26 protein-coding genes and 2 tRNA genes are annotated in these 24,384 nt (G+C 63.0%); 16 read left to right on the top strand and 12 right to left on the bottom strand.

Features of this window, described 5'->3' with window-relative positions; genetic code table 11:
* The first annotated feature begins 116 nt into the window (after positions 1-116).
* The 3 genes from HOP12_02390 (at position 117) to HOP12_02380 (ending at position 4,194) form a co-directional block, all read left to right on the top strand.
* The gene (locus HOP12_02390) at positions 117-1,964 is read left to right on the top strand and encodes a protein kinase (GenBank protein ID NOT32999.1); all 1,848 of its coding nucleotides are present in this window, start codon (positions 117-119) and stop codon (positions 1,962-1,964) included.
* 212 nt (positions 1,965-2,176) lie between these two features.
* Positions 2,177-3,409: an IS21 family transposase gene (locus HOP12_02385; GenBank protein ID NOT32998.1), complete on the top strand. Its 1,233-nt coding sequence runs from the start codon at positions 2,177-2,179 to the stop codon at positions 3,407-3,409.
* Entirely contained in the window at positions 3,406-4,194 is a 789-nt protein-coding gene (locus tag HOP12_02380) for an ATP-binding protein (GenBank protein ID NOT32997.1), read from the top strand. The genes HOP12_02385 and HOP12_02380 overlap by 4 nt, the downstream gene beginning before the upstream one ends.
* A 255-nt stretch (positions 4,195-4,449) precedes the next feature.
* Here HOP12_02380 and HOP12_02375 read toward each other — a convergent pair whose 3' ends face one another.
* Positions 4,450-5,133 carry a tyrosine-type recombinase/integrase gene (locus HOP12_02375; GenBank protein ID NOT32996.1) on the bottom strand — a complete coding sequence of 228 codons (684 nt, stop codon included), beginning with the start codon at positions 5,131-5,133 and terminating at the stop codon, positions 4,450-4,452.
* Positions 5,134-5,294: 161 nt separating this feature from the next.
* Between HOP12_02375 and HOP12_02370 the strand changes: the two genes are divergently transcribed.
* The 3 genes from HOP12_02370 to HOP12_02360 are packed head-to-tail and all read left to right on the top strand — an operon-like array spanning position 5,295 to position 7,768.
* Entirely contained in the window at positions 5,295-6,128 is an 834-nt protein-coding gene (locus HOP12_02370; protein NOT32995.1) for a DUF3825 domain-containing protein, read from the top strand.
* A gap of 48 nt (positions 6,129-6,176) precedes the next feature.
* Positions 6,177-7,292, top strand: coding sequence for a DUF262 domain-containing protein (locus tag HOP12_02365; GenBank protein ID NOT32994.1), 1,116 nt, complete (start codon positions 6,177-6,179; stop codon positions 7,290-7,292).
* Positions 7,289-7,768, top strand: coding sequence for a hypothetical protein (locus tag HOP12_02360; GenBank protein NOT32993.1), 480 nt, complete (start codon positions 7,289-7,291; stop codon positions 7,766-7,768). The genes HOP12_02365 and HOP12_02360 overlap by 4 nt, the downstream gene beginning before the upstream one ends.
* A 104-nt stretch (positions 7,769-7,872) precedes the next feature.
* On the opposite strand, the gene HOP12_02355 is transcribed toward HOP12_02360, so the two are convergent.
* The 7 genes from HOP12_02355 to HOP12_02325 all read right to left on the bottom strand — a co-directional run bounded on the left by HOP12_02355 (position 7,873) and on the right by HOP12_02325 (position 11,863).
* A complete protein-coding gene (locus tag HOP12_02355) occupies positions 7,873-8,595 on the bottom strand; it encodes a DUF932 domain-containing protein (GenBank protein ID NOT32992.1) in 723 nt (240 codons plus the stop codon).
* Entirely contained in the window at positions 8,592-8,894 is a 303-nt protein-coding gene (locus tag HOP12_02350) for a hypothetical protein (protein NOT32991.1), read from the bottom strand. The genes HOP12_02355 and HOP12_02350 overlap by 4 nt, the downstream gene beginning before the upstream one ends.
* Positions 8,891-9,316 (bottom strand): hypothetical protein, encoded by a 426-nt coding sequence (locus tag HOP12_02345; protein NOT32990.1) that lies wholly within the window; start codon positions 9,314-9,316, stop codon positions 8,891-8,893. The genes HOP12_02350 and HOP12_02345 overlap by 4 nt, the downstream gene beginning before the upstream one ends.
* A gap of 164 nt (positions 9,317-9,480) precedes the next feature.
* Complete coding sequence (locus HOP12_02340; GenBank protein NOT32989.1) at positions 9,481-9,729, bottom strand: hypothetical protein; 249 nt, start codon at positions 9,727-9,729, stop codon at positions 9,481-9,483.
* Positions 9,730-10,058: 329 nt separating this feature from the next.
* A complete protein-coding gene (locus HOP12_02335) occupies positions 10,059-11,438 on the bottom strand; it encodes a type IV secretory system conjugative DNA transfer family protein (GenBank protein ID NOT32988.1) in 1,380 nt (459 codons plus the stop codon).
* Complete coding sequence (locus HOP12_02330; protein NOT32987.1) at positions 11,435-11,683, bottom strand: hypothetical protein; 249 nt, start codon at positions 11,681-11,683, stop codon at positions 11,435-11,437. Before HOP12_02330 ends, HOP12_02335 begins: the two co-directional genes overlap by 4 nt.
* The gene (locus HOP12_02325; GenBank protein NOT32986.1) at positions 11,684-11,863 is read right to left on the bottom strand and encodes a hypothetical protein; all 180 of its coding nucleotides are present in this window, start codon (positions 11,861-11,863) and stop codon (positions 11,684-11,686) included.
* 1,048 nt (positions 11,864-12,911) lie between these two features.
* Here HOP12_02325 and HOP12_02320 point away from each other — a divergent pair.
* Positions 12,912-13,319, top strand: coding sequence for a hypothetical protein (locus HOP12_02320; protein NOT32985.1), 408 nt, complete (start codon positions 12,912-12,914; stop codon positions 13,317-13,319).
* Positions 13,320-13,471: 152 nt separating this feature from the next.
* On the opposite strand, the gene HOP12_02315 is transcribed toward HOP12_02320, so the two are convergent.
* The 4 genes from HOP12_02315 to HOP12_02300 form a co-directional block, all read right to left on the bottom strand.
* Positions 13,472-14,452 (bottom strand): hypothetical protein, encoded by a 981-nt coding sequence (locus HOP12_02315; protein ID NOT32984.1) that lies wholly within the window; start codon positions 14,450-14,452, stop codon positions 13,472-13,474.
* 281 nt (positions 14,453-14,733) lie between these two features.
* Positions 14,734-15,150, bottom strand: coding sequence for a single-stranded DNA-binding protein (locus HOP12_02310; GenBank protein NOT32983.1), 417 nt, complete (start codon positions 15,148-15,150; stop codon positions 14,734-14,736).
* 1,136 nt (positions 15,151-16,286) lie between these two features.
* The gene (locus HOP12_02305) at positions 16,287-17,240 is read right to left on the bottom strand and encodes a hypothetical protein (GenBank protein NOT32982.1); all 954 of its coding nucleotides are present in this window, start codon (positions 17,238-17,240) and stop codon (positions 16,287-16,289) included.
* 184 nt (positions 17,241-17,424) lie between these two features.
* The gene (locus HOP12_02300; GenBank protein ID NOT32981.1) at positions 17,425-18,069 is read right to left on the bottom strand and encodes a hypothetical protein; all 645 of its coding nucleotides are present in this window, start codon (positions 18,067-18,069) and stop codon (positions 17,425-17,427) included.
* Positions 18,070-18,096: 27 nt separating this feature from the next.
* Here HOP12_02300 and HOP12_02295 point away from each other — a divergent pair, with 27 nt between their 5' ends.
* From HOP12_02295 to HOP12_02255, 9 genes are all read left to right on the top strand, one after another.
* Entirely contained in the window at positions 18,097-18,267 is a 171-nt protein-coding gene (locus HOP12_02295) for a helix-turn-helix domain-containing protein (GenBank protein ID NOT32980.1), read from the top strand.
* Positions 18,268-18,269: 2 nt separating this feature from the next.
* Positions 18,270-19,265 carry a tyrosine-type recombinase/integrase gene (locus tag HOP12_02290; protein NOT32979.1) on the top strand — a complete coding sequence of 332 codons (996 nt, stop codon included), beginning with the start codon at positions 18,270-18,272 and terminating at the stop codon, positions 19,263-19,265.
* Between the two features lie 8 nt (positions 19,266-19,273).
* Positions 19,274-19,350, top strand: a tRNA-Arg gene (locus HOP12_02285).
* A 383-nt stretch (positions 19,351-19,733) separates the two neighbouring features.
* Positions 19,734-20,345, top strand: coding sequence for a methyltransferase domain-containing protein (locus HOP12_02280; GenBank protein ID NOT32978.1), 612 nt, complete (start codon positions 19,734-19,736; stop codon positions 20,343-20,345).
* Positions 20,346-20,561: 216 nt separating this feature from the next.
* A complete protein-coding gene (locus tag HOP12_02275; protein ID NOT32977.1) occupies positions 20,562-21,230 on the top strand; it encodes a metalloregulator ArsR/SmtB family transcription factor in 669 nt (222 codons plus the stop codon).
* A gap of 9 nt (positions 21,231-21,239) precedes the next feature.
* Positions 21,240-21,599 (top strand): hypothetical protein, encoded by a 360-nt coding sequence (locus HOP12_02270; protein NOT32976.1) that lies wholly within the window; start codon positions 21,240-21,242, stop codon positions 21,597-21,599.
* Positions 21,563-22,771, top strand: coding sequence for an NAD(P)/FAD-dependent oxidoreductase (locus HOP12_02265; GenBank protein ID NOT32975.1), 1,209 nt, complete (start codon positions 21,563-21,565; stop codon positions 22,769-22,771). The genes HOP12_02270 and HOP12_02265 overlap by 37 nt, the downstream gene beginning before the upstream one ends.
* A 670-nt stretch (positions 22,772-23,441) precedes the next feature.
* Positions 23,442-23,535, top strand: a tRNA-OTHER gene (locus tag HOP12_02260).
* Positions 23,536-23,691: 156 nt separating this feature from the next.
* Positions 23,692-24,357 (top strand): choice-of-anchor E domain-containing protein, encoded by a 666-nt coding sequence (locus tag HOP12_02255; GenBank protein ID NOT32974.1) that lies wholly within the window; start codon positions 23,692-23,694, stop codon positions 24,355-24,357.
* Positions 24,358-24,384 lie beyond the last annotated feature (27 nt).

The following is a 24,384-nucleotide window of genomic DNA, read 5'->3' as shown; positions in this document are numbered from 1 at the left end:
CTGCTGAGACTCGTCACCGCCATCCTCGCCGAAGCCAGTGACGAGTGGGAAACCGAACGGACCTACATCAACGCAGAGAGCGACAGGTAGGAACCTGTGAAATTACAGAAAGCGCGTTGCACTATCTGGTTTGCGGCGCGCGGCTGCAGCGCGTCATCGCCCGAGGGCATTACAGCACTGTATGGGAAGGCACCAACATTGCTGACAACGTCCGGCGCGCGATCAAGATCTTCGACGTGGATCGGTTGGCGGTGGAAAGCGCGATGCACCAATTCCGCCGCGGCGTCCACGCCATGCAGCATCTCGGCAACGCCGAGGGAAGGCCGGCTTCCATCATCCCGCTGGATCAGGTTGAGCCCAGCGGACTGGCGTTTTCGATGCCGTACATCCCCGGCGGCGACCTGACGCAGATCAACACTCTGGGCTGGAGCCTCGAACACAAGCTCGTGATCTTCCAGCAAGTTTGCGAGGCTGTAGCTTTCGCCCACGAGCAACACGTGCTTCATCGCGACGTGAAGCCGGCGAACATCGTATTGGACGAGCGGCAAAGGCCGGTGCTGATGGATTTCGACATCGCCGACCCAGTGTTTCTCCACACGTTGTCAGTCCGTGAACCCGGCACGATCGCCTATTCGGCGCCCGAGCAACTGTCGAAGCGCGGCCGCCGCGACGCGAGCGCCGACGTGTACAGCCTCGGCAGGCTGCTGCTGTTCCTGCTGATCGAGCGAGATCCGGAGATCGAATTTCATCCCACCCCTGATGTCGGGGAGCTCGCTCACGCGAGAGACCCGCTCACGAGATCGCTGCGGCGTATCATCCGACAATGTACATGCCGCGATCCGGAGCGCCGCTACCCGACGGTCCGGAGCGTGCTGGACGATGTGTGCGCCAGTGCGGGCAGTCGTCTCGTCGGCATTGAATCGGCGGGAGAAGTGAAAGCGCGGAATACAATGCTCGCCCTACTCGCAGCGGGCGTGCTGGGCTTCGTGGCGTGGACGTTTTGGCCCAAGCCACTGCCGAATCCAGAGCCGCCCTACAGGCTGGTTGGCAGCGAGACTGTGATTGAGGCCATCATCAATCCGCGGCGCTCAAAGATCGAGGAGGAAACCGGAATCTCAGTCAGTGAACCCGCGAGAGAAGGCAGTGAGAATGCCCTTCAGAGTCTTCTCGAAGACCCGACGATGGATGGCGGCATGATGTCGCGCCATCCGGATGACCTGGTCGAGGAAGAGCCGCGCTACAGAGGCGTAAACTTGGCCTATGTGACCGTGGCCTTCGGGGAGATGGTCCTTTGCGTCCATGCGAGCAACCCGATTAGGCAGATCCGGGTCGAGGATCTCCAGAGGCTGTTGTTCGCGCGGGCACCCGATCGACCCGAGAACCTGACGTGGGGTGACTTGGGCGTCAAGGATCCAGCGTGGCGCGGCCGACGGGTGGTGGTCTTCGTGCCCGCGCGAAAAGAGGATCTGGAGTCGGGGAGCATGAAACTGATCGAAAGGTGCTTGAGTCCAGGGGCAGGCTACGCCATGTGGAGGTTCTTAGAGAACTCCCCAGGCAGGACGCCCTGGATCGCATCCATCCCCGACTCATTCGTCGCAGTGCGCGAAGACGCGTTGGGTTTGTCGGAGCGGTCCTTCGTGCGAGGTGACCACGTGAAGATCGTGGCGGTGCACCATGGTGCCGACCTAATTCTCATGAGAAGGCCACTGATGTTTGCTGCACGGTTGGACGAAAGCGGCGTCGAAAGCCGCATGCGCCGATTGCTGGAGCTTTTGCTGAGAGACGACTTGCAACGGCAGTTTGGCGAGGAAGGGCTAGTGAGGATTTCGGAGGAGAAGCTCATGGCTCAGCGCGAGCTCTTGGCGCGAGCCAAACCGGATTCGCGGTCAAAGGGCGTTCGTGTCCACGAGGTGCCTTTTGAAATCAAGGAATGTTGGGGTTTGAAGGGCCCTTCACGGCCGTAGTCCCCGATGCCCAAGGCGGCCTTGGGAGGCGACCATGGGGCCTTTCCCCAACCCGTCGACGCACGACTGTCGCGCGACAGCCTAGGTTGTCCGTAAGGCGACAGCCAGTTTCCCGCACCCACCTCCCGATTCGGACATGAACGAGCGGGGCGGGCATCTTCCCGGCAGGCCCGGGAGGAAGTCGCGCGATGAAGCTCGGACGGGAGGCACGGATGACGATCTCAGAGTTGGCGCGGCGCGGGCAGAGCGGTCGCGTGATCGCGCGGATCTTGGGCGTCGATGAGAGCACGGTGCGTTATCACTTGCATCGCCAGCAGGCGGGTGCGGCGGACGGCCGGTCGCGACAGGTCCAGCGGGCGGCCGGGTTGGCCGAGGCGATCGCGCACTACCTGGAGAACGCCGGCACCGGGCCGGTGAACCTGGCGTCGCTGCACGAGTGGCTGATCGCCGAGCACGACTTCACCGGCAGCCTGCGCGGGCTGCAGCGCTACTTCCGTCGACACTTCCCCAGGCCCGCGGTGCGAGCGCGGCGCCGAGTCGAGACCCCGCCCGGCGCACAAGCACAGGCGGACTGGGCCGACTGGCCGAAGATCTGGATCTCGGGTCGCCCGGTGTACGCGTATCAGTTCCACCTGCGGCTGTCGCACAGCCGGTTCGGGGCACGGGTCTGGTCACCGCGCTCCGACCAGCTCGCGTGGCACCACGTGCACAACGAAGGCTTCCGGCGGATCAAGGGCATCGCTGCGAGCGTGCGGATCGACAACACGAAGACGGCGGTGAGTCGCGGCGCCGGTGCCTGGGGCGAGCTCAACCCGAGCTACCGGCGCTATGCGAAGGCGGTGCGGTTCCACATCGATCCTTGTCCGGTGCGGCATCCTCAGGCCAAGGGCAAGGTCGAGCGCGGCATCGGCGCCGACCGTGCATGGCGCGAAGTCGGCGAACGCGACTGGTCCGGCTGGGACGAGCTGCAGGCGTGGACGGACGAGCGCGTGGTGCGCGAGGCGCAGGTGCGAGTGTGCCCGGCGACCGGCACCAGCGTGTGGGAGGCGTGGCAGGCGGAGCAACGCTTCCTCTCACCGGTTCCGCTGTTGCCCGAACCGTTCAACCTGGTGGCGACGCGGACCGTGGCGCCCGACTGCACGGTGGCGTTCGAGGCGCGGCGCTACTCGGTGCCGTTCGCCCGCATGGGCAAAGTGGTGACGGTCCACGGCTGCAGCCGGGTGGTGCAAGTGTGGGCCGATGGACAGGTGATCGCCGAGCATCCGCGACACGGGCGCGAGCGGATCGTGATCGATCCGCGCCACTATGAAGGCGAGGCGACGAAGGCGGTCCTGCCGCCACTGCCGTTGGGGCGCATGGGTCGCCGACTCCAGGAGATCGCCGAGATGACGCCGCAGACCCGGCCGCTGGATCTGTACGCCGCGCTGGCGGAGGTGGCGCGATGAAGCCCCGCAACGTGACTGGCCCGCCGATGGACCTCGACGTCACGCGCGAGCGACTCGGCAAGCTCGGCCTGGTGCATGCCGCCGAGCAGATCGCCACCTGGCTCAGCGAGGCGGTGGCCGAGGAGATGCCACCGCAGCGGTTCCTCGACCGGATGCTCGAGCACGAACTGCGCGCTCGAGACGAGCGCCGCGTCCGCACGTCGCTGGTGCTGTCGGGGCTGCCGACCGGACAGACGCTCGGCAACTTCGACTTCGCGTTCCAGCCGGCACTCGAGCGCAGCCGCATCGAGACGCTGGCCACCTGTCAGTGGATCCGCGAGAACCGCACACTCTTGATCCAGGGCCCGCCCGGCGTGGGCAAGACGCATCTCGCGATCGCGCTCGGCATGCGCGCCGTCGAACTCGGCTTCGGCGTCGTGTTCTACCGGCTCGAGGACTTGCTCACGGCGTTGAAGCGCGACGCCGATCTGCCGACGCGGCGCCTGCGTAGCAAGAAGTACCTCTCCACCTCGCTGGTCATCATCGACGAAGTCGGCTTCGAGCCCATGACGCGGCAGGAGGCGAGCCTGTTCTTCCGCCTCGTCAGCCATCGCTACCAGCGCGGCAGCATCCTGATCACCACGAACAAGGGGATCCGCGACTGGCCCGAAGTACTTGCCGGCGACGAGATCCTCGCCACCGCCATCCTCGATCGTCTGCTGCACAACAGTCACGTGCTCGACATCAAGGGCCGCAGCTATCGACTCCGCGATCTCGAGCGCGCGGTCACCCAGCAGGGCAACTGAGCCACTGCGCAACAGTGGGTGTCGCCTTAGAAAGGAGGACGCAGCGCAAGTCGTGGTCCACGGCACAGTTCACTGGAGGATGGGTGCGGGAATCTGGGTGTCGCCTATGTGCGGAAGACTGGGTGTCGCTGGACACACGACTGCCGCAGGTGACCTCGCGATCTGCTGCACGGCGCTCGCCGGCGTAATCGCCCGCCAACTCAAGTCGCACACTGGACTCCGGCCAGCGACCCGGGCGCTCATGAACACATCCGGCTAGCTCCACGAGACCACGTGACGGCTGCGATCTAGGCGGCGCATCATCTCCTCTCGCGCCGGGGTGGTGACCTTGGCGTAGATCGCGGTTGAGCGGATGCTCGTGTGGCCAAGCAGGTCGGCGACATACTCGAGACCGAAACCCTCCTCGAGCGAGTGCACGGCGATCGAGTGGCGTAGCGAATGGGAAGCAATAGCAGGGGAGAGATGTGCGTCGGCGGCGTACTTCTTGAACCAGCGCTGGACCGCAAGGACCCGCAAACCGTGCTGGTTGTTGGACTCGCGACCGGTGAAGAGGAATGAACCCTTGTCCTCGCGCTTGCGGAGATAGCGCCGAATCGCCGGCACCAAGTCGCGGGGCAGGGGATACTCCTTGGCGTCGCCTCCCTTTGCGCGCCGGATCCGGATTCGACTGCGTGAGAGGTCGAGGTCTTCGAGAAGCAGGAGCGTCGCCTCGCTCGCGCGAAGTCCGAAGCGATACATGAGACCGAACAGGGCGACATCCCGCGATCTGCCCGCCACCACGACCGCGCGACGAAAGCGACCGAGCTCGTCCTGAGTTAGGTACCGAGGGAGGCGATCCTTTCCCCCTGTCGGGGGTCGAGCGCTGGCGCGATCGGGCCTCTGGCGCGACCTGGGGCGGCCGGCAGGGAGTCGAATGATAGAGTTCTGTCGTCCACGCATGGATGGCGAGTTCCGCTGGCGAGGCTTAGATTCGCGGGTCGTTCGCGCGGCCCCGGCGCCCGAGTGATAGCTTCTAGAGTAAACCCTATCACTCATACGGCGATGGTCAACCGCGACTTATCCACAAAACGAGATCGAAGCTCACCGGCGGGGGCGGTTCGATGACGACACAGGAAGAGCTGCTCGAGCAACTGGGCTCCGCATACACGAGCAAGGTCGTTCCGCGCCTCCATGGATTCGCCTTCATTCCTGACAACCTGCTTGAAGGGTTGGCGCGAGAGGCTCTATCCGAGCACTGGGGAAATAACCACTACGCGTTGGAGAAGTACCTCGCAGTGCACGTACCGTGGAGCATCGAGCAGGGCCGGTTCACGCAACGCAACAATCAGTTCTACGTCACCGCCGGACATTTGCAGACCCGCTACGGGACGCCGCTCTATCTCGTGTTCCAGCGCCTTGCCGAAACAGGCCGGTCGCCGTGGCGGCTCGTTGCGGCCGGCTCTCGCATTGCAGCGCCCGAACTCCCAACCCCCCCAGACATCCCACCGCCGCCGGCCTTTGACCGCGGCGCGGAGATCGTAATGAGCCACGACCACATCCTCGGAGACAACGCTGATCGCGTTCCTTTTCTTCGGGATACGCCACCGGTCGCACAAATGTGCGCCGTCTCTGGCGCCATTCAGTGGTCTTTGAATCGCGGACTTCATCTAGGTCACTGGTACTTTGGCCAGATGAACTACGTGGTTCCGCTATACCTTCAGAGTCGCGAAAACATCACGCGGGCCCCAGACCTAGTCGCACCCGTTCAAGTGAGCCCTGGCAGCCTGCTTGTCCGAACCGTCTTGGAGGCACAAATGGCCTATCCAAACGCCAGAGTCGCCGTCCACAGACATGATCAACTGCCTGCTTGGTTGCTCGAAGGCTGGGTGGCCTTCGCCGACAGAGTGGTTGCACCCGAGGAAGATCTCGAGGAGTCGGAATCCGACGAGGTCTGAATCGCACCTGCGGCCGACAACGCCGCGTGCTCAAGAAGGAGACGCACGGTGGCCGATCACGACGAATCAAAGGAGCACGCCGAAGAACCGGTTGACGATCTCGACGAGGTCTCAGAGGTCATTCCGTTCACCTACTCGATCACAGCGTACGGAGCCGACTACCCGGTCGACTCCCTCGTGAAGCGAATCGAGGCCCACGACGTTCTGGTGCCGCGTTTCAGCTGGGAGCCAAAAGAACCCGGTGCCATCGTTGGATTCCAGCGTGAATACGTTTGGCCACGCCCGAAGGCTGATCGTTTCATCGAGTCCCTTCTCCTGGGCCTCCCCGTACCGGGCATCTTCCTCGTGAAGGAGCAGTCGGGCCGACTTCTTGTTTTGGACGGCCATCAGCGGCTCTTCACGCTGCACTCGTACTACCAGGGCGTAATCCACGCCGAAGAGTATCGGCTGCAGGGCGTCCAGGAGCGCTTCGCTGGGAAGCGCTACAAGGACCTCGACACCGAGGACCGCCGCCGCCTCGACGACAGCATCATCCACGCAACAGTCGTCCGCCAAGACGAGCCGTCGGAGGACCAGAGCAGCATTTACGTCATCTTCGAGCGGCTGAACACCGGCGGGGTCAATCTGCAACCTCAAGAGATCCGCGTCGCGCTTTACCACGGCGAGCTAGTGGGTGTCTTGCGTCACCTGAACGATCACGAGCCTTGGCGCCAGCTCTATGGGCGGCGCTCCAGCCGGCTAAAAGACCTCGAGATGATTCTGCGGTTCTTCGCCCTCTACTTCCACTCCGCGAAATACGCGAGCCCGATGAAGGACTTCTTGAACCGGTACATGGCAGCGAACCGGCACCTCGCACGCCAGCCGGAGAATGTGCTGGAGAGCGTCTTCATGCGCACGATCGACACGATTCAAGCCGGCCTCGGCCAACGCGCGTTCAGACCAAAGCGCGCACTCAACGCCGCCGTCATTGATTCCCTGATGACCGCGGTCGCCCGGCGGCTCGATCACGGCCCCATCAACGACAAGGCGGGATTCGCAAAGCGCTACGAAGCGCTTCTAGCCGATGCTGGGTATATCGCAGCCGTTGAAACGGGAACGTCGCAGGAGGCCAACGTCCAGGCGCGCCTCGAGCTGGCGACGGCGGCGTTTGCTGATGTTCAATGACCGGCCGCGCCGAGGTTCAACGTCTTCAACAGAGGCTCGATGGCACGTTTGCGCGGGCGAGCGGTCTCATTGGCGTCGCCGGCGAGCTTGAATTGCTTTCGGACCACGCGCGGTATTTGTGCGTACTCGTCTCTGGTTTCTTCGAACAGGCTGTCATCGAGCTCGTTCTCGAGCACGCTCGGCGAAACGCGGGCAAGACCATCCAGCGCTATGTCGAGGCGCGGACGCGACGACTGACCAATCTGAACACTCAGCGGCTTCTTGATGTCGTTGCTGATTTTGACCCTGACTGGCGCCGCGATCTGGCCGCATATGTCGTTGACGAGAAGAAGGCCGCCCTCGACAGCATCGTCGCGCTCCGCAACACGATCTCTCACGGCCGGCCTACGTCGGTCACGTTGAACACGGTCAAGAAGTACTACGCCCAAATCAAGGATGTCGTTGGGCGCGTGGCCGACCTTTGTGTGCCCGTGTAGAAGAGCGAATGAAAAAGCCCAGCCTCGTCGCGAAGCTGGGTTGGTCGATTTCGTTCCAGGGACCAACCCGAGCAAGCTGGCGGGCCATTCCTGGATCTGTGAACTTAGCAGTGCGAGATTGCTTCGCGGAAGACCTGCGACAGTCGCAGGGTGTTGTCCATCTGCTGCCAAGGGCTCTGCTGCCCAATCACCGCCGTGAAGGCGTTGAACAGCGCCCAGGCCGTCTCCGGATCGAAGTCGCTATTGTCCAGCTCGTCGTAGCCGGCGATCACCTTGGGAAGCCGACTCGCCGGCAGTGCATTCGAGCGGACCGCCCGGACCATGATGTCGTGCGCCCTGCCCTTGGAGAGCTTGGTGCCCTTCATCACTTCGATCTCGTCTTGGAGTTTGGCCTTCATGGCCGACACGTCCGAGAGCATCCGGTAAATCAGATCCGGCAAGTCCCGGAACACGTTGACCGTGTGCTTGCGCGAGACCTGGGTCTCGCCGTGGAAAGAGAGGTTGTCGCAGACGAAGACGCGAGCGCCGGCTACGAGATCGACAGCCAGTGAGCGGTCGTAGCTCGACCGTAGTCCAATTGCGAGGCCCCAGTCCGCTTTCACCCCGTTGCGGCAGGTGAGAACGCCGAACATCTGGTTGCCTTCGCGAGCGAGGGCATAGCGTTCGTCTTCGACCCTCAGGCCGAAGCGAGGAATGTGGAGCTTTATTTCCTCGATCAGGCGAGGGTAAGGAACAGCCTTCCAGGTGTCCGTGTCATCGGGCACTGGAACTGACGCCAGGTCGGCGGGAGTTGCCTCCCATCCTCCCCGGTGAGCGATCAACGTCATGGCAGTCTCGCTTTCTGCGGATCGAACGGCTGAACGCGATGCGCCAGCTCGTCCTCGACGCGAATGAGTGAGGCCGGGAAGACGGACCAATCGCCGTAGTACCTCCCGTCGTAGAAGACGAGATCGTCTACGAACTTCAGGTCGCCGTCGCCGGCCGGTGAGGGAATTCCAAGCTTGAGGTCGGAGCGGTACGTGACGTGGACGTAGTCCACCAGGAAGACGGGGCCTTTCTCGCCCCAGTCGTCCATGTCCTCGGTCGGGTCCTTCCGTCCGTGGAAGAGCTGGAGCGCGACCTTCACAGCAGTTGCCTGGCTCTGAACGAGACCACGCCTCGACTAGCGATGATCACGTGATCGAGAACTCCGATGCCGAGCAGTTCGCCGCCTTCGACGAGGCGCTTGGTGATCGAGAGATCTTCTTCACTCGGTTCCGGATCCCCGCTGGGATGGTTATGCACCAGCACAAGCGAGGCGGCCGAGGCCTTGACCGCCGGTAGGAAGACTTCCCTTGGGTGGACGATCGAGGCGTTGAGGCTACCGATCGAAATCGTCTCGAGTGATTCGACCTCGTGACGAGCGTTCAGCAAGAGCGCGACGAAGTGTTCGCGCTTGGCCTTTCGCAATCGCCGGATGGCAGGAATCGCGACCACGTCGTCGGGGCCGCGGATCGACACCACCGGCTTGTTGGCGTAGCGGCGCGTCGTCAGCTCGCAAACGAGCACGACTGACTCCTTTCGTCAGGATCACCTCCCTGAAGTCGCCACAGAGGCGTCCAGTCGTCATTGACCCGCCGGACAATCCGGCAAAGGTCTCAATCGTGGTTCGGTCCTCCGCGCGAGCGGGGGGGGGTGGCGCGTGGTGCGCTTGCGCATACGACGGCGCGTGGCTACTCCCTGCGGAAGGGGTTGGGCTTGCGCTGCTCGAGCGAGACCTTTCCGTTGCCAGCCTTCTTGCCATTGAGGTAGCTCTGCTTGAGCTGCTTCTCGACGATCTCCCAGACTCGCTTCTGAACGGCCTTGAGTGATGCGCCGAGCTTTTCCTCGTCGGTCGTGACCTCTACGAGGTCGTCGTACTGTGCGGCGAACACTTCCGTGATCTCGTCCTTTACGGACGCGAGAAACGACTTCTCAGCCATTGGTGAACCCTCCGGATGACTGCTCGCGCACAATGCGTGGGCAGAGGACGGAGGGTTGTTTGAAAAGAGCGGAGTTCAGTGTGGGCCGGAGCGACGTCTAGCGAGCGCCGCCATCCTTCAGGCACTCCGTGCCCCGATGTGGGAGGGGCGTAAGGCCCGCGCGAGGGCTTCAGCGGGGCCGCTCAGTTCGGTCGATCAGGGAGAGGATCCCTGAACACTCTTCTCGCGTTCCAAGCACGGGACGGGGGGAGTCGCAGCCGAGGCGCCGCGGATTGCATGGTACGCCGATGCGGGAATCTCGCTAGAGCCACCCTGTGGAAAACAAGCCCCTAGTCGGGCTCTCCTGGCTGCTCTCCCTCGTCCACGGCTCTGCGACGCTTCTGCGCCAGAAATCGCGCCAGACGGTCGCGTGGGGCTCCTGGAGCGAACCTGGTGACGGCCTCTGCCGCGAGGTGCGCTCCCTGCTCCTGCGTGGCGTCAGGCTCAGGTAGGTCGTAGGACTGAGCCACGAAGACCTCTGTACCGTCATTTCGCTTCACCTTCACGAAGCACTCGCGCTGATGCTGATGCTCTAGTTCGCGGCACTGTGCTTCGCGTTCTTCGTTGACCGAGTAGAACTGCGGGTCGCCGAAGTCGCCCCACATCCAGTGCTTCTTCCTGCGCTTTGCTTCGGTGCCGGAGGCGGGGAAGATCTCCTTCGCGAATCGCTCCGCATCCTCGCGCCCCACTTGCATGACCACATGGACCGCAGTGTTCGCGAGGAGAGAGGAGAGGAACTCGGGATTGCTGTCGAACGGCGGCTGACTGATCGTCTGGTGAGCTATGACCGATCCGACGCCGCGCTTGCGGCTCCTGGTCACCAGGTCGATGAACGAACGAGTTGCGAAGTTCTGAAACTCGTCGGCGTACAGGAACCACGGACGAGCGCCTTCTCGGCGCTGCAGAGCCGCCTGATAAAGCCTCGACACGATGAGCATCGCCAAGAGCTTTCCTGAATCGCCGAGAATCGTCTCGGGGAGGTTGACGATGAGCGGCCGCCCTTCGTCCATGAGTTTCTGGAAGTCGAGGCAGTCCTCCGCGGCGATGGAAGGCTGAATGAACGGATTGTTGGCGAAGGCTGCCGCCTTGTTGCGCGTGCTCTCGACCCAGACACGCACCTCGCGCTGACTAATCGCGCGAAGGTGGTCGAGAAAGTAGGAGCGCGCCCGCTGATCCTGCGACGCTTGAGCAACACGCTCGCGCCAGGCCGCATCGCTGAGGAAGTGGGGGAGTTCAGCGATAGTGAGGCCTTGTTCGACGAACAGGATGAGCGAATGGCGCAGAAGATCCTCGAGCCTTGCTCCCCAGGAATCGAACCATGCGCGCCTGAACGCCTGCAGGCACCCTTCGACGACAGTGTGTGGATGAACACCTTCGGGAACGTGAAGGACGTTGAGGCGACTGGGACCAATCGTTGGGTCGATCAGCACCGGCTCCCTGCCGGCGTCGACCAGATGCCGTAGCACACGCGGCACCAACCGATCCTCCACGTCGAAAACGCCGAACCCGACGCCGTCGTGGATGTCTTGGACCAAGAGCGTCTCGAGCGCTGACGACTTGCCGGAGCCGGAGGAGCCGATGAAGTAGACCGACCGAAGGCGGTCGGGAGGGGAGAGTTCGATGTCCCGAGCCTCCCCACCGCCGAGCGGTTGTCCGTAGGCCAGGTTCACCGACGCCTCCGGTACGGGAGTTCTCGGCCCAGCCTCTTCGGCTTGGAGTTGAGGTGATCGAGCCACGCGCTGCACGCGAAGAATCCCAAAAGCGCTATGGCGCCCTCGCGAGTCCTGCACAGGTACGAGGAACACACAATTCCGTTGAGAAGCGTGAGCCAGAACAAGATCGTCCAGCCCACGCCTCGAATGTCCTTCGGCTCCTTCCAGGTCTTGAGGTAGAGCCACTTCAGGACGGACTTCACCTAGCGCCTCCGCGAGAGGATGTAGAGTGCCGCGAGACCGATGACGAGGCTCGTTCCCGGACGCTCACGCACGAAGTCGAGGGCCGCATGCGCCAGATTCGCCTGGGCCCGACGGGCGCGGTGATACTCCTCGAGTGACCGGTACCTGTCCTGCTCGTAGACGATGAGGTCGTCGTTCACTTGAACCTCCGGGCGCGAGAGGAGATGGCCTTCCAGCAGTGGGCCACCAGGGACATCAGCAGGCCGGCAGCCAAGCTGATGAGGGCGTTGTCGAGTACTGACGAGAGCTTCAGGGTGATCTGATCCATCATTTCCCTCCTCGAAACATGCCCTTGATGACCTGCCCGATTAGCCAAAGCAAGAACACCAAGGCGGACACGTTGACGACAAAAGCCCAAGCGTTGTTGAAGAACTCAGCCATCACCCTCCGTACCTCCAGTGCCGCGCGCCACACCGCGGGCACACAAAGAGCTGATGGAGGAGGTGGGAGCCTGCGGGGATGCCGTTGCCACGTCGCTGGGTGTGGATGTGGCGGTGAAAGCGACCGGGCTGTCCCGCGCAGACGGGCGAGCCGGTACGGGGGGAGTGGTAGCGGCGGGGCCGAAAGAACCAAGGCATTCGAGCCTCCTGGTTAGCCGGCGGGATTGCCGGCTCACTCCAGCGGGCGTGTCAGGACACTTGATTCTCCTACGGCAGCTCTCGGATAATCGGTGTGCCTCGATCCTCGAGGGCTGCCGGCATAAGTGGCGGTGCGGGCAGTTGTGGACTGGCGAGAGCAGTGGGACGTGACAGCGACGGATCAGATGTTTGGAGCCCCGTCGGGTTAGGAACCACCGCGGCAACTTGTGGTAGCCCGCTGTTGAACGACGACTTGCCCGCCTTTATCGGCAGATCGAACCCAGCCTCGGCGTTGGGAAGATCGGCAAGCACAAGAGTCAACAGTCACGCGCCAAGATGAGAACCGCGCACGAAGCTCGCCAAGTCCTAGAGCCAGCTCCGCAAGGCGGAGGGAACATGACGAAAGCGATCGACCTCTGGCTTTGCCGGGGGCCAGATGCAGCGTCATGGTCAGCGGTACTGGCACACGCTCGCGACGTGCGGCGGGTGCGAGAGTAAGGCTCAGGCTTGGATCATCGCACTGTTCCTGAACGCCTCGCGTGATGGATGGATTCCACTCAATGGCAAGGGTGTCCCGAGGGGGCGTCCCTACCAGAAGGTGGCGGACCTGATGAACGCGATGGGATTCAGGACGAAGGAAGGGGAGTTGTGGAAGCGCACGCGGACGCAGCAGGTCGTGATGAACGGCCTCGCCAGGGCCGCAGCGTTTCACGCCATCTTTCTTGACAGCAACGATCGCAAGCTCGGACGCGATTTCGAGGCTGCGATTAGAGATGCCGAGAAAGAGACGTGGGCTCTCTTCCAGCGTAAGCGCAGAGCAGTCAAGAACGGCGAGAAGGTCGACTACGGAACGCTCACGGTAAACGGCGAGTCCCGCGTTTGTGACCGTGCGCCGCTCAGCGAGCAGTACTGGGCGATGAAGAAGTTGACCGCTCGCCGGAATGGTTGGAAGTCACCTGAGCCGTGGTTCGCTTCGCCGCCTGAAGAGCTGTACGTCGACAAGCGGCAGCTGCTGTAAACGAAACGGCCCCTCGAGAAATCGGGGGGCCTTTCGTTTGCCGGCCGACAGTGGTTCTCATCAGGGAACGCGCTGATCGGGCAGGTAAGGGAACCTGGGCGCACCCTTCGGACTTTCGCACTCCGGAGCAAAGCCCGTGCGATCCGAAAGGCTCACGGTGCCTCGTGCGTGGGAGGCAATTCCTGAGAAGGAATGGAGCTGGACGAGCTGCCGGCCAGCGCTTTCAGTGAAGCAGGAAGTGCAATGATTGGGTAGGCTCGACCGTTTCCGTGAGTCACGACCTCCTCGAAGAGTCGCTCTGGGTTCTGCAGCGCCTCGATGATGGCCGTCTCGCTGACGACCCGGTAGAAGTTGAGCGCGTGTTCGTTGATGCGACCATGCCTCTGGATCGCTGACAGGATGCTGCTCTCGCGACCAGACAAGGCACTCGGATCCGAACGCCTCGGTGACATGAACAAGACGCTGAAGCGCGACACCTCGAACTGCCGCTGCACGACTTCCTTCGCGTCCGCCTCGCCATAGCGGCGGATCTTCTTCTCAATAGTGCGACGCTTGCTGTCTCTGCTCTCGATACGCTCATTTCCAGTGTCCGCTTCAAGGAAGACGTTCCAGCGGAGCCTCACCGCCTCTGAGCGCATTACGAAGAACGCGTCCGGTCGGATTCGGACTCCCTCGCCTTTGATCTCCGTCCCTTCACCCTGTTCCCAGGCGATCAGTGTGAGGAGATCGGGCCTGACCTGCTGGGCCCTCAGAAGCGCGGCATGGAACCGTGCGATCATCAGCTCATGCTCGAGTACGTATTCCTTGCGCGGATCCTTCAAGTACTCGAACCATCTCTCGGCGCGGACCGCGGGCGAGCCTAGAACCACAGCCCCCTTTCCGCTCAACAGGAACACCTGACGCGCGGAGCCGCGATTGATTCGGAACTTGGGGTCACGGAACTTCCACAGGCGATGAAGTAGCCCCTGCTCGAGCAAGGCTTCGCACGCTCGCCGCACTCCCCAGGCACCAAAGGCATGACGTCCCGGCTCCCGCTCGCTTGCGAGCAGGGCCGTGAGGACCTCGAGGTCCGCGACCCGCAGGTCGCGTATGGCCTCGAGGAGCCGGGTTCGATTCTTGGATAGTTTGGTCATGAGGGTGGGTCGTGGGTGAGAGCTTCCGAGAGCCCCTTTCGGAGCCCTCGGAGCGGTTGACTACCTGGCGAACGCGGGCAGTCTGACGAACGGAGCGACGCCGTGAACGGCGCAAACCCGGTTTGTCGAGCGGTGAACGAGTCGAACGTTTCGAATGTCGGTGAGCTCATAGGGACGGAAGTTCGCGTCGAGAACGTATGACGCACCTCCCTCAACCTCGACCTCCTCCACAAACCTTGAGCAGTTCGGACTCTTCGGGCAGGTCATCTGCTTGGTGGAGGTCATGCACCCTCCTCCACGCCGTTGCCGTCGACACTGTCCGACACAAGCGTTGCGTTGACCGTGCTCGGCGCCTTCGCGCGGTGCCCGAGCATGATCATGTTGTCCGCCACGATCTCGTTGGCCATGCGGCGTTGACCGTCCGCGTTGACGTACGGTCGTTTCCGCAAGCGCCCTTCGACGTACACCTTGGAGCCCTTTCTCACGTACTGCGCGATGATCTCGCCCAGCTTTCCCCAAGCGATGCAGTCGTGAAAGTCGACCGCCTCTCTCCTCGCCTTCGTCTTCGCGTCCTGCCACGCGTAGTTCGTTGCGAGGCTGAAGCGGCAGAGGCGTTGTGAGCCATCTCCCGACGCGCTGACCCTCGACTCCGGGTCGCGCACTACGTTTCCGATGAGCGTGACTTTGTTGAGGTCCATGGCCTCAATCCTCCACGACTCGCTTGCCGTCTGCCCCGCACGCTTCACACTGCACACCCCCGACCATCGGGGCTTTGCAGCACTCCGAACTCTCCGGCGTGACTTGGAATTCCATACGCCGATCCCTTTCCGCCGAGTTGATGCAAAGTCCCCGGCGCTCGGCCGCCTGTGGGCTCAAGCGCAAAAGCGGTTAGTGGGGTGGCGGTCAATGTGGAGTCGCCGCAGCGAACTACATTGACGGCCGGGGGACCCCAACCGCTACGCTTGGGAGACCTACAGGCAGGCTTACTTTGAATGCGCGTTGCGAATGAAAAACTCAGGGCTGAACAATCGGTGAGAAGGCGAGCGCCCGGTACTCCGGGCCGAAGACGCTACGAGCCGTCTGTGAGGCTCCAAATAGAGTTCGGCGGGCCGGTAGCCCAGCGTCGGGTTTCACCGTCAAGCTGCGGAGCAGACACCCGCCAAAGCGAACTTCTACCGCCTGTACCAGTACACCCAGACCCAGACGTACACGCCGAGGACGAAGAGCACCTGCAGGACCCACATTGATTGCCCCCTAAAGGGAGAGGTTGAGTTGCTCGAGGGCGCCTGCCAGGCGGCGCCGCGCCTTCTTCTTCGCCTTCAGTCGCTCGCTGTCCGCCTTGATTTCCGCGTCTAGCTTCGCCAATTCGTCTTGCAGGTTCTGCGTCATGAGTCCCTCCGGTTTCCGGGCCGGTGATCGGCCCGCCTACTTGATGGCCGGTGTCAGTCGGGGAGGGCTTGGAACGCGAGTCGGAGTAACTCGCTCGCGGATTGACTGGGGCCGTGAGGCCGAAGGGCGGCGCACTCAGTGGACGGGTTCGGGGCCGTCGACCATTACGAAGTTGCGGCCGATAGGCGGTGCGCGCTCGGCCGACCGTGAGTGTCCGGCCCAAATGGCCAGAGCCGAGCGGTAGCGAGGCGGCTAGCCGGCCGCATTAGGGGCAGGGCGGGACATTTGGGCCGGAGAGGAACGGAGGCGGCGTTTAGGGCGGAACTTCAAGGCGTTGAGCCGAGTTCCGAGCCTGCGGAAAGTCCAAGTGAGTGTAGCAACTGGACTGGGGCCGTCTAGGCCTCGTTATCCTCAGCCGCGCCTGGATCGGAGGCCGAGCGCGCTCTCAGTTCGTTGGAAACAGTTCGTTGAAGAAATGTTCACGAATGGCACCTTCGTCGTTCTTCCCAAACAGGTTCAACAACGGCTCGTTCTCGATGATCTTCAAGATCGCGTTTCGAAGATGTGCATCCCCAAGTACAACCACTGCCCGAAGCTTTGCCTCATCCTTCTGCTTGAGATGACCGCCATGCACGACCGTTGAGCGATACCCATAGAGGTCGTGGATATTCTTGTAGATCTCTCGGCGCTCCGTGCCAGTGGTTCCGAGCAAGAATGCAGAGCGTTCTGCGACGCGATGGGCCACGCCGTTAATGTCCGTAGAAAAGAGGGTCTCAAAGCAGATGCAGTAGAACGCCGCCTTGACGCTCGGATCATCTGCGCCACGAGCTGCTTGAGCAAAGTATAGGCACCTTGCGATCCGGGAGGCGTGAACCAGGCCGGTTGGTCGACCCGCCTCAAGCGCACGAGCCACCTTTGGAATGATGGCGTCGAGCTGCTTCATGTAGCCGATGGCGGTGTCGAGCTCCGATCGCGTGAAGGTGGCATGAACTAGCGTGCATTCCGCGGTGAAGTAGTACGCGCTGTGCCGCTCGCTCAGCGAATTGTCCGAGCCATCCTCGTTGTTGACCATGAAGAACACGCTTCCCGGATTGCCGCTGTTGTCGCGGACTAACCAGAGCGCCAACATGAAGATCTGCGAACGAACCAAGAAGTTCCGCGTGATTGCATGTCCAGTCAGCTCGTCACAGTTCGGAGGGGTCGTCCTCGTCAGGTTGAAGAGAAAACTCGGCCGCGACACGAGTTCTTCGCCCTCCCGCTTGCTGATGAGATCGAAGAACCGCTTTTCCATCAGCTCTCTAGAGATCGCCGGCTTCGTTCCGAGTCGGAGATAATCGTCTAGTTCCAGACCCCCATCTGGAACGCCTTCGAACGCGAGGTACTCAAGAGTCTGAAGCATGTGTAGCTCCACGAGATCTCCCTCTGACGGGATTGCCCCGGAAGTCGACCGCCATAGTGGATCAGTCGACTACCGCAGACACGAACCCACCAATACCTGAAAGCATTGGGTGGTGAGTTCGTCGCGCGATGCGAGTTGGGGCCAAGCTTTTACAGTTTGCCACGTCTGCCGGGACTGTCCAGGGTCACTTCTCCCCAGGTCTCGTGCGATGGGTCAGCGAATCGAATCGAGCCAGAAACGAACTCGACAGCCCCAGAACTCTTCGATGGTGATCTCGCAGGTACTTGTTGAGCGAGTCCCGCTCAGCGTCTCCAGGTTGGGGATCACCAGGCCGTGAGCCGTCGAAAGCTAGAGCCGAGAACTGGCGTGACTTCTTGACCTCATCCCGCAGCGCGATACTGCCGTTGATCGCACGCACGTCGAGCATGATCTTGAGCGCTTGGGTTCGGAGCGCAGGATCGAGACCAATCATCCCGGGGAAACGCACGCCCGGTCCGACACCCTGAAACTCGAGCATGGGGGCAAGCGGCACGAGGTCACGGATGGCTGGATAGATCCGGATCTCGTCGTCGAGCATCCGCAGGTTACTCCGCGCCACGGCCTCATTGAGCTCGAGCTGCGTGGCGAGCGCCGAGGCGTTTGCGTCGTCGAACTTGTTCTCTTCGAGCCGGGCCTGGATGAGATCGTCCCGGTAGTTCTGAAGCTCATGCCGCACGGTGAGTCGGAAGCCGTAGTAGGTCCCACCGAACGTCGCCGCGACCCCCAAGACTGCCCCGAGCAACGTGTGCAGGAGCGGGTGACGCCAGAGCGACTCCTTTTCTTCTGACAAGGCTCCTCCAATACAGGAGGGGACAGCGTGGACCAGCTACTCACGATCCAACAGGTCGCAGATTACCTCAGTGTCAGCCCGAAAACCGTTCGCCGGCTGGTCTCCCGGCGGGGCCTGCCGCATATCCGGTTCGGCCGTGTGTTACGGTTCGAACGTGGCGACGTGTTCCGGTGGCTTCAGGCCCGAAAGGAGGGCTGAAGATGCCGAAGCTGCCCAAGAACATGATCAAGCGAAAGGGCAGGGGCGGGTACTACTTCCGCAAGCGATTCGCCGGCCGGGACGTCTGGATCTCACTCGGCGAGGACTTCTCCGAGGCGAAGACCAAGTTGAAGAAGCTTCGGAACGAAGATCACTTGCCTCGAGCTGATGTCACGGTCGCGGAGGCCGCGAAGCGCTGGCTCGGGCAGTACATCGCGACCGCTAGGAACGAAAAGCAACAGGTCATGGCAGCAGCTCGGGTCAGGAGGTACATCGACCCGTTCTTCCGAGCGACATTGCTGCAGCGCGTGACCAAGGAACACATCAGGTCGTACCGCCTCTGGCTCGAGAAGCACGACATCGCACCGAACACCGTGGGCCACATCCTCGCTGACGTGCGGTGCTTCCTGAACTGGGCCGAGGACGCAGGACTGGTGGATCGCTCGCCGTTTCCGCGAAGGATCATGCCGCGGATTCAGGAGCAGCCGCCCGACCGGCTTGCTGATGAGGATGCAGAAACGCTCAAACAACTTCCCGACCCGCACGGTTTCGTGTGCCGCCTGGCACTCGGGACGGGGCTCAGGTGGGGAGAGCTGACGAGGGCTCAAGCTTCGGATGTTGAGAGGGGGTTTCTCGTGGTGTCGAAGACGAAGTCGGGAAGGGTGCGTCGTGTGCCACTCGCTCCGGAGCTGCTTTCGGAGGTCAGGGGTCACGTCGGCAGGTTGGTCCCATTCTCGAACCTCTCACCAGGGTCGTTCTCGGCCTACATCCGAAGGCAAACGGGGCTTGCAGGATTCCACGTCCACCAGACGAGGCACACCTTCGCTTGTCAGTGGCTGGAACGCGGTGGCAGTCTCGCTGCTTTGCAGCAGATCCTCGGGCACGCTTCGATCGAGACCACCCAGAGGTACGCGCGCATCAGCGATGACGTCGTGATGCGTGAGGCAGAGCGGCTCAGCGAAAAAGCGGTAGCCAGAGTGGTAGCCACCAAAACGTAACTTGTTGTGGCCCCGTAGCTCAGACGGATAGAGCAGCGGTTTCCTAAACCGCGTGCCGCTGGTTCGACTCCAGCCGGGGCCACCACCTAAATCGCCTCAACCATCGCTGAAACTGCGTCGACTAGAGGGTGTTCCGGGTTTCCGGGGCACCCTCTCCGTTTGGCCGGAAATGGACAGAATGGGACGGGAGCGGACGTTGAGGGGAGACCTAAGGGGAGACCAGGCCGGTGCCGCATGGAGGGGCATGCCCTCCTAGTCGCGTGATCCAGCGCGCAGAGAGCCCGCGGTCAAGGTGGAGCGTCTGGCGGCAGCGCAAAGTTGGCTCCGTTGACTCACCTGTCGCTCGTGTGTTATTCAAATACACGTTTGATGATTTGAGGAGCCTTGATCGAATGGGCTGGGCTCGATCGCCAGGCTGCGGTGCGAATCTCACGTCGATCTGGGAGACACGAATGAGGAGGTCACGACATGGCTGATCCCGTCGACTCGCAGGCCTCTCTGGAGGCGGTGCTCAAAGATGAGATCGTCCGCATGTATCAGGAAGTGGCCGACAACCCAAAGGGTACTTTCCACTTCTTCCACGGCCGCGAGGCAGCGGAGTTGTTCGGCTACTCGCCCGAGTGGCTTGATCGCGCGCCCGTGAGTGCCGTTGGCTCGTTCGCCGGAGTCGGCAATCCGCACGAGCGAAGCAACCTCCAGCCGGGAGAGACAGTGCTCGATCTCGGGAGTGGGGCTGGCCTCGACGCGATTATCGCCTCCTGGCGCGTAGGCCCAAGCGGCAAGGTCATCGGTGTCGATCTCAACCCCGCGATGTGCCTCAAGGCCCAGGCGCACGCGGCAGCGACCGGGACCCGGATGGAATGCCAGGTAGGGCGCATGGAGGACATCCCGGTGCCCTCGGCTTCCGTGGATGTCGTGATCTCGAACGGAGTGATCAACCTGTCCTTTCGCAAGCGCCGGGTCGTGGAGGAGATATTCCGCGTGCTCCGGCCAGGTGGTCGCATGTCGATTACCGACATTGTGAGCGCTAAACAGCTCTCCCAATCGATCGTCAATGACCCCAAACTGTGGGCCAGTTGAATCGGCGGGGCTCTCCCGGAGGGAGAGATGTTCCGACTGCTCGAGGAGTCCGGTTTTGTGCGTGTCCGATCTGCAGTCGTCCCACGGTTTCAGTTCCGCAAGGAGTCAACGCAGAGCTCAGCCGAGGCCTTCGGCGTCAAGGCCGTCATGATGACCGCGCTAAAGCCGCCACTGACCCAATAACGCGCAACTCGGGGTTGGTCTTTGAGGAGATTCATGGATCGAACGAAAGGCACGCAGAGGCTCTTTGAGCACTTCGCTCACATCGGGAAGGCGGTTTCGAGCGCCCAGCGGATTCAGCTACTTGAGCTGCTCGCCCAAGGCGAGCGCAGCGTCGACGTGTTGGCAGCGGAAGCCCGGCTCCCAACCGCGAACACCTCGCACCACCTCCAGGCACTTCGGGCCGTGCGTCTCGTCGATGTTCGCAAGCAGGGCACGCGGGTCTTCTACCGACTCGCCGGGCCGGAAGTCTTCGATCTCCTGCAGGTCATCCGCCGCGTGGCACAGGCGCGGATCGCCGAGGTCGACGACTTGATCCATACCTATTTCGCGTCGCCTGAACTGCTGGAACCGGTCTCCCGGCGCGAGCTGGTCAAGCGTGCGCGCGAGGAAGACGTGCTCATCCTCGATGTGCGACCGCCCGAGGAGTTTGCGGCCGGACACATCCGCGGGGCGATGTCTGTCCCGCTCAACGAGCTCAAACGACGTTTGGCCAAGCTCCCCAAGCGGAAGGAGATCGTGGCGTACTGCCGTGGCCCCTATTGCGTGCTCTCAGTGCATGCGGTGGAGCTGTTGCGGTCCCGGGGATTCCGCGCGCGGCGTCTGGCCGACGGTTTCCCCGAGTGGCAGGGAGCCGGCCTTCCTATCGAATCAGGACCTCCATGAGGTGCATGAATGAGCGCAGCCAGCTTTCTGTTCGTCTTCAATGAAGCCCCGTATGGCAGCGAGCGGGTGTACAACGGCCTCCGGCTTGCAGGCTCGCTTGCCAAGCGGGAGGGCCTCAGCATCAGAGTCTTCCTGCTCGGCGACAGCGCGTCCGCCGCGAAGACCAATCAGCGCGTACCGGCCGGGTACTACAACGTCCAGAACATGCTCGCGGCGTTGACGAAGCGCGGCGGCGAGGTGGGGGTCTGCGGCACCTGCATGGACGCGCGCGGTATCGCACTGGATGAGCTCGTAGAGGGATCACACCGCGGCACCATGGACGAGCTGACCGAATGGGTGGCGACGAGCGACCGGGTGCTCATCTTCTGATCGAGGGAGGACAGGTGACACGAACGCAACGCATTCTCGTGTTGGGTGGGGGTGTTGGAGGGCTCGTGGTCGCCAACGACCTGCGAAAGCGCCTCCCCGCGCGCCACGAGATCGTGCTCGTCAACCGTGAGGAGACATTCGTCTTCGCACCTTCGTTACTCTGGCTGCTAGTCGGAGCCCGCCGCCCCGAGCAGATCTCGCGGCCGCTTCGGCGGCTGTTGCGCCGCGGCGTCACGGTGACGACGGGCGAGATCGAAAGCATCGCTGCCGACCGCCGGGAGGTCGTGGTGGGCGGGAGGACGTTGAGCGCCGACTACCTCGTGGTCGCACTCGGCGCCGCCACCTCGGGCGGCGCGATCCCCGGCCTGGTGGACGGCGGCCACGATCTCTACTCACTCACGGGGGTGATCGCATTCCGGGACGGCCTGGCCTCCCTGAAACGCGGACGCATCGCGATCCTCACCGCGGCACCGGCCTACCGCTGCCCGGCTGCCCCGTACGAGGCGGCCATGCTGGTCGAAGCCGCCTGCCGCGCGCGGCGAGTTCGCGAGCATGTCCAGGTCGACATGTTCACCGCGGAGCCTGGCCCGATGGGCGTCGCGGGGCCCCAAGTCTCGGCGGCTGTTCGCCAGATGGTCGAGGGCAAGGGAATCAACTACCACCCCGAGCATCAGGTGACTCGTGTCGACCCGTCTGCGCGCACCATCCAGTTCTCCAATGGAGCGGCCGCGTCCTACGACTTGCTCGGATTCGTTCCGCCGCATCACGTGCCCCAGGTGGTGAGCAGATCGGGTCTGTGCGCGGAGGGCGGATGGATCGAAGTGGATCGCCACACTTTCGCGACCCGCTTTCCAAACGTCTACGCCATCGGCGACGTCACCTCGGTCCCGCTCAAGATGGGCAAGCCGCTTCCGAAGGCGGGCGTCTTCGCGCACTCCGCGGCCCAGGTGGTCGCCAAGAACATCGTTCGAGCGATCACCGGCCGCGGGGCCGAGGCTCGCTTCACCGGGTTCGGCGAGTGCTTCATCGAGGCGGGCGACGGGAAGGCCGGATTTGGGAAGGGCGACTTCTATGGCGAGCCGCTGCCCACCGTCGCTGTCCAGGCCCCGTCCCGTCGCTGGCATCTCGGCAAGGTGTTGCTTGAGCAATCCTGGCTCCGAGGCTGGATGTAGTCGCTCAAGGCTCGAACTTCGACCATGTCATCCACGTACACGAACCAATCAGGGAGAGGCTTGCCAGTGGACAAGACGCATCGTGCATCGTGGCTGCTGATGGCCCTCGTCACGCTCTTCGCGATCGGTTGGCTCATGGCTTTCGGGCCCGTGAGCGGGCGTGCCGGTGGAACCCAGTTGGCTTCGAGCGCGGCCGACCGACCGGACAGCGCCGATTCGGGAGCGGCGGATTCAGTGGCACCGGTCGCGAAATCGATCCCGGAGGCGAGCCTGATCCACGTCAAGGAGTTCGGGGAGGCGCTCGCAGGCCCAGTTGCGCAGCGCCCCGCTGTGCTGCACGTCGGTTACCACGTCCTCTACCGAGGTGGACACATCGCCGGCTCGCGATACTTTGGCCTGCCTCGAAACCCGAGGGCCTGCAGGCCCTGCGCGACGCAGTCCGGAAGCTGCCGCGGACGAAGCCGGTCGTCCTGTACTGCGGCTGCTGTCCGTGGACCGACTGCCCAAACATGCGGCCCGCATACGCAGCGATGGCGTCTACCGGCAGGGCCGTCAAGATTCTTTACATCGCACAGAACCTCCAGAAGGACTGGATCGATGCCGGTCTGCCGACGGAAAGCGGAGACAAGTGATGTCGTTCGGATCCCGCGCAGCGGTCTGGTGGACCGCGGGCCCTGGTCCGGCAGGCAACTGATAGACCGCGAACCCTCCAGTTGCCGTTCCTAAACCGCGTGCCGCTGGTTCGACTCCAGCCGGGGCCACCAACTCGATCGCCGCGACCACACCGGCTGAATGCGGGCGATTTCGCTAGGAGCCACCGGAATCCGCGCAGTAGGGTCACGCCTCTGTGCCCCGAACGAGGAGTTGAACCCTCGGATCCACATCTCGCACGTTGCCCTCTCACCGAGCAGGAGTTCCCCGTGTCCTTGTCACCCGTGCGTCTGGCTGGCCTCGCCATGCTGTCCGTCCTCTCGCTGGTCGGCGGGGTGATCAGCGCCCAGGCCACGTCCGTCACCTACAGCGTGACGACGAGTCTCTCGCCCTTCCTCAACGCCCCCTATACGTTCCCGGCAACGCCAGTGCCCAAGTTCGACATGCCGGACCAGTGCCTGTCGTCCGTGTGCGTGCGACTCGAGGGCCAGCAGTTCGGCTTCATCAGCATCGAGAACTTCGACGCCAGCCCCAAGATCGTGAACGTCACGTGGAGCGCCAAGTACGACCTGCTCCGGCCGAGCCTGACGCCGCTGCTCACGGTGACGCCGAGCCTGCTCAAGTCGTATTCCCTTTCGGCGTTCGACGGCGGTGTGGACTACGCAGGGACGTCGGGCGTGACCGAGTCGGGCCTGTTCGCGACCGCCGAGGACAGCACCTGTGTCACGGCACCGGCCGACCTGGCGCTCTTCACGGGGCCGGGCAGCATCAGCCTGCCGTGCACCGTGGCCAACACGTCCACACACAACGGTGCGAACAGCTGGTCGTTCGGCATCCAGGCGGCGGCGATCATCAATGTCACCTACAACTACTCGCCGTGCGCCACGCCCACGCGTGCCACGACCTGGGGCCGTGTGAAGCTGCTCTATCGGTGATCGGGAGCCGGCCGCCAGCCTGAAGGA

The organism is Candidatus Eisenbacteria bacterium, from assembly GCA_013140805.1.
In the GTDB taxonomy this organism is placed as follows: Bacteria; Eisenbacteria; RBG-16-71-46; order RBG-16-71-46; family RBG-16-71-46; genus JABFRW01.
Note: the sequence above shows the minus strand (reverse complement) of the source record. Positions and strands in the feature narration are given on the sequence as shown.

Bases quoted from the DNA above. Each gene is read 5' to 3' on its own strand.
- HOP12_02360 (NOT32993.1), top strand. From the start codon at position 7,289: ATGACCGGCCGCGCCGAGGTTCAACGTCTTCAACAGAGGCTCGATGGC.
- HOP12_02315 (NOT32984.1), bottom strand. From the start codon at position 14,452: ATGACCAAACTATCCAAGAATCGAACCCGGCTCCTCGAGGCCATACGC.
- HOP12_02320 (NOT32985.1), top strand. From the start codon at position 12,912: ATGAACGCGATGGGATTCAGGACGAAGGAAGGGGAGTTGTGGAAGCGC.
- HOP12_02280 (NOT32978.1), top strand. From the start codon at position 19,734: ATGGCTGATCCCGTCGACTCGCAGGCCTCTCTGGAGGCGGTGCTCAAA.
- HOP12_02370 (NOT32995.1), top strand. From the start codon at position 5,295: ATGACGACACAGGAAGAGCTGCTCGAGCAACTGGGCTCCGCATACACG.
- HOP12_02375 (NOT32996.1), bottom strand. From the start codon at position 5,133: ATGCGTGGACGACAGAACTCTATCATTCGACTCCCTGCCGGCCGCCCC.
- HOP12_02270 (NOT32976.1), top strand. From the start codon at position 21,240: ATGAGCGCAGCCAGCTTTCTGTTCGTCTTCAATGAAGCCCCGTATGGC.
- HOP12_02305 (NOT32982.1), bottom strand. From the start codon at position 17,240: ATGCTTCAGACTCTTGAGTACCTCGCGTTCGAAGGCGTTCCAGATGGG.
- HOP12_02310 (NOT32983.1), bottom strand. From the start codon at position 15,150: ATGGACCTCAACAAAGTCACGCTCATCGGAAACGTAGTGCGCGACCCG.
- HOP12_02265 (NOT32975.1), top strand. From the start codon at position 21,563: ATGGGTGGCGACGAGCGACCGGGTGCTCATCTTCTGATCGAGGGAGGA.
- HOP12_02385 (NOT32998.1), top strand. From the start codon at position 2,177: ATGACGATCTCAGAGTTGGCGCGGCGCGGGCAGAGCGGTCGCGTGATC.
- HOP12_02290 (NOT32979.1), top strand. From the start codon at position 18,270: ATGCCGAAGCTGCCCAAGAACATGATCAAGCGAAAGGGCAGGGGCGGG.
- HOP12_02275 (NOT32977.1), top strand. From the start codon at position 20,562: ATGGATCGAACGAAAGGCACGCAGAGGCTCTTTGAGCACTTCGCTCAC.
- HOP12_02340 (NOT32989.1), bottom strand. From the start codon at position 9,729: ATGGCTGAGAAGTCGTTTCTCGCGTCCGTAAAGGACGAGATCACGGAA.
- HOP12_02380 (NOT32997.1), top strand. From the start codon at position 3,406: ATGAAGCCCCGCAACGTGACTGGCCCGCCGATGGACCTCGACGTCACG.
- HOP12_02355 (NOT32992.1), bottom strand. From the start codon at position 8,595: ATGACGTTGATCGCTCACCGGGGAGGATGGGAGGCAACTCCCGCCGAC.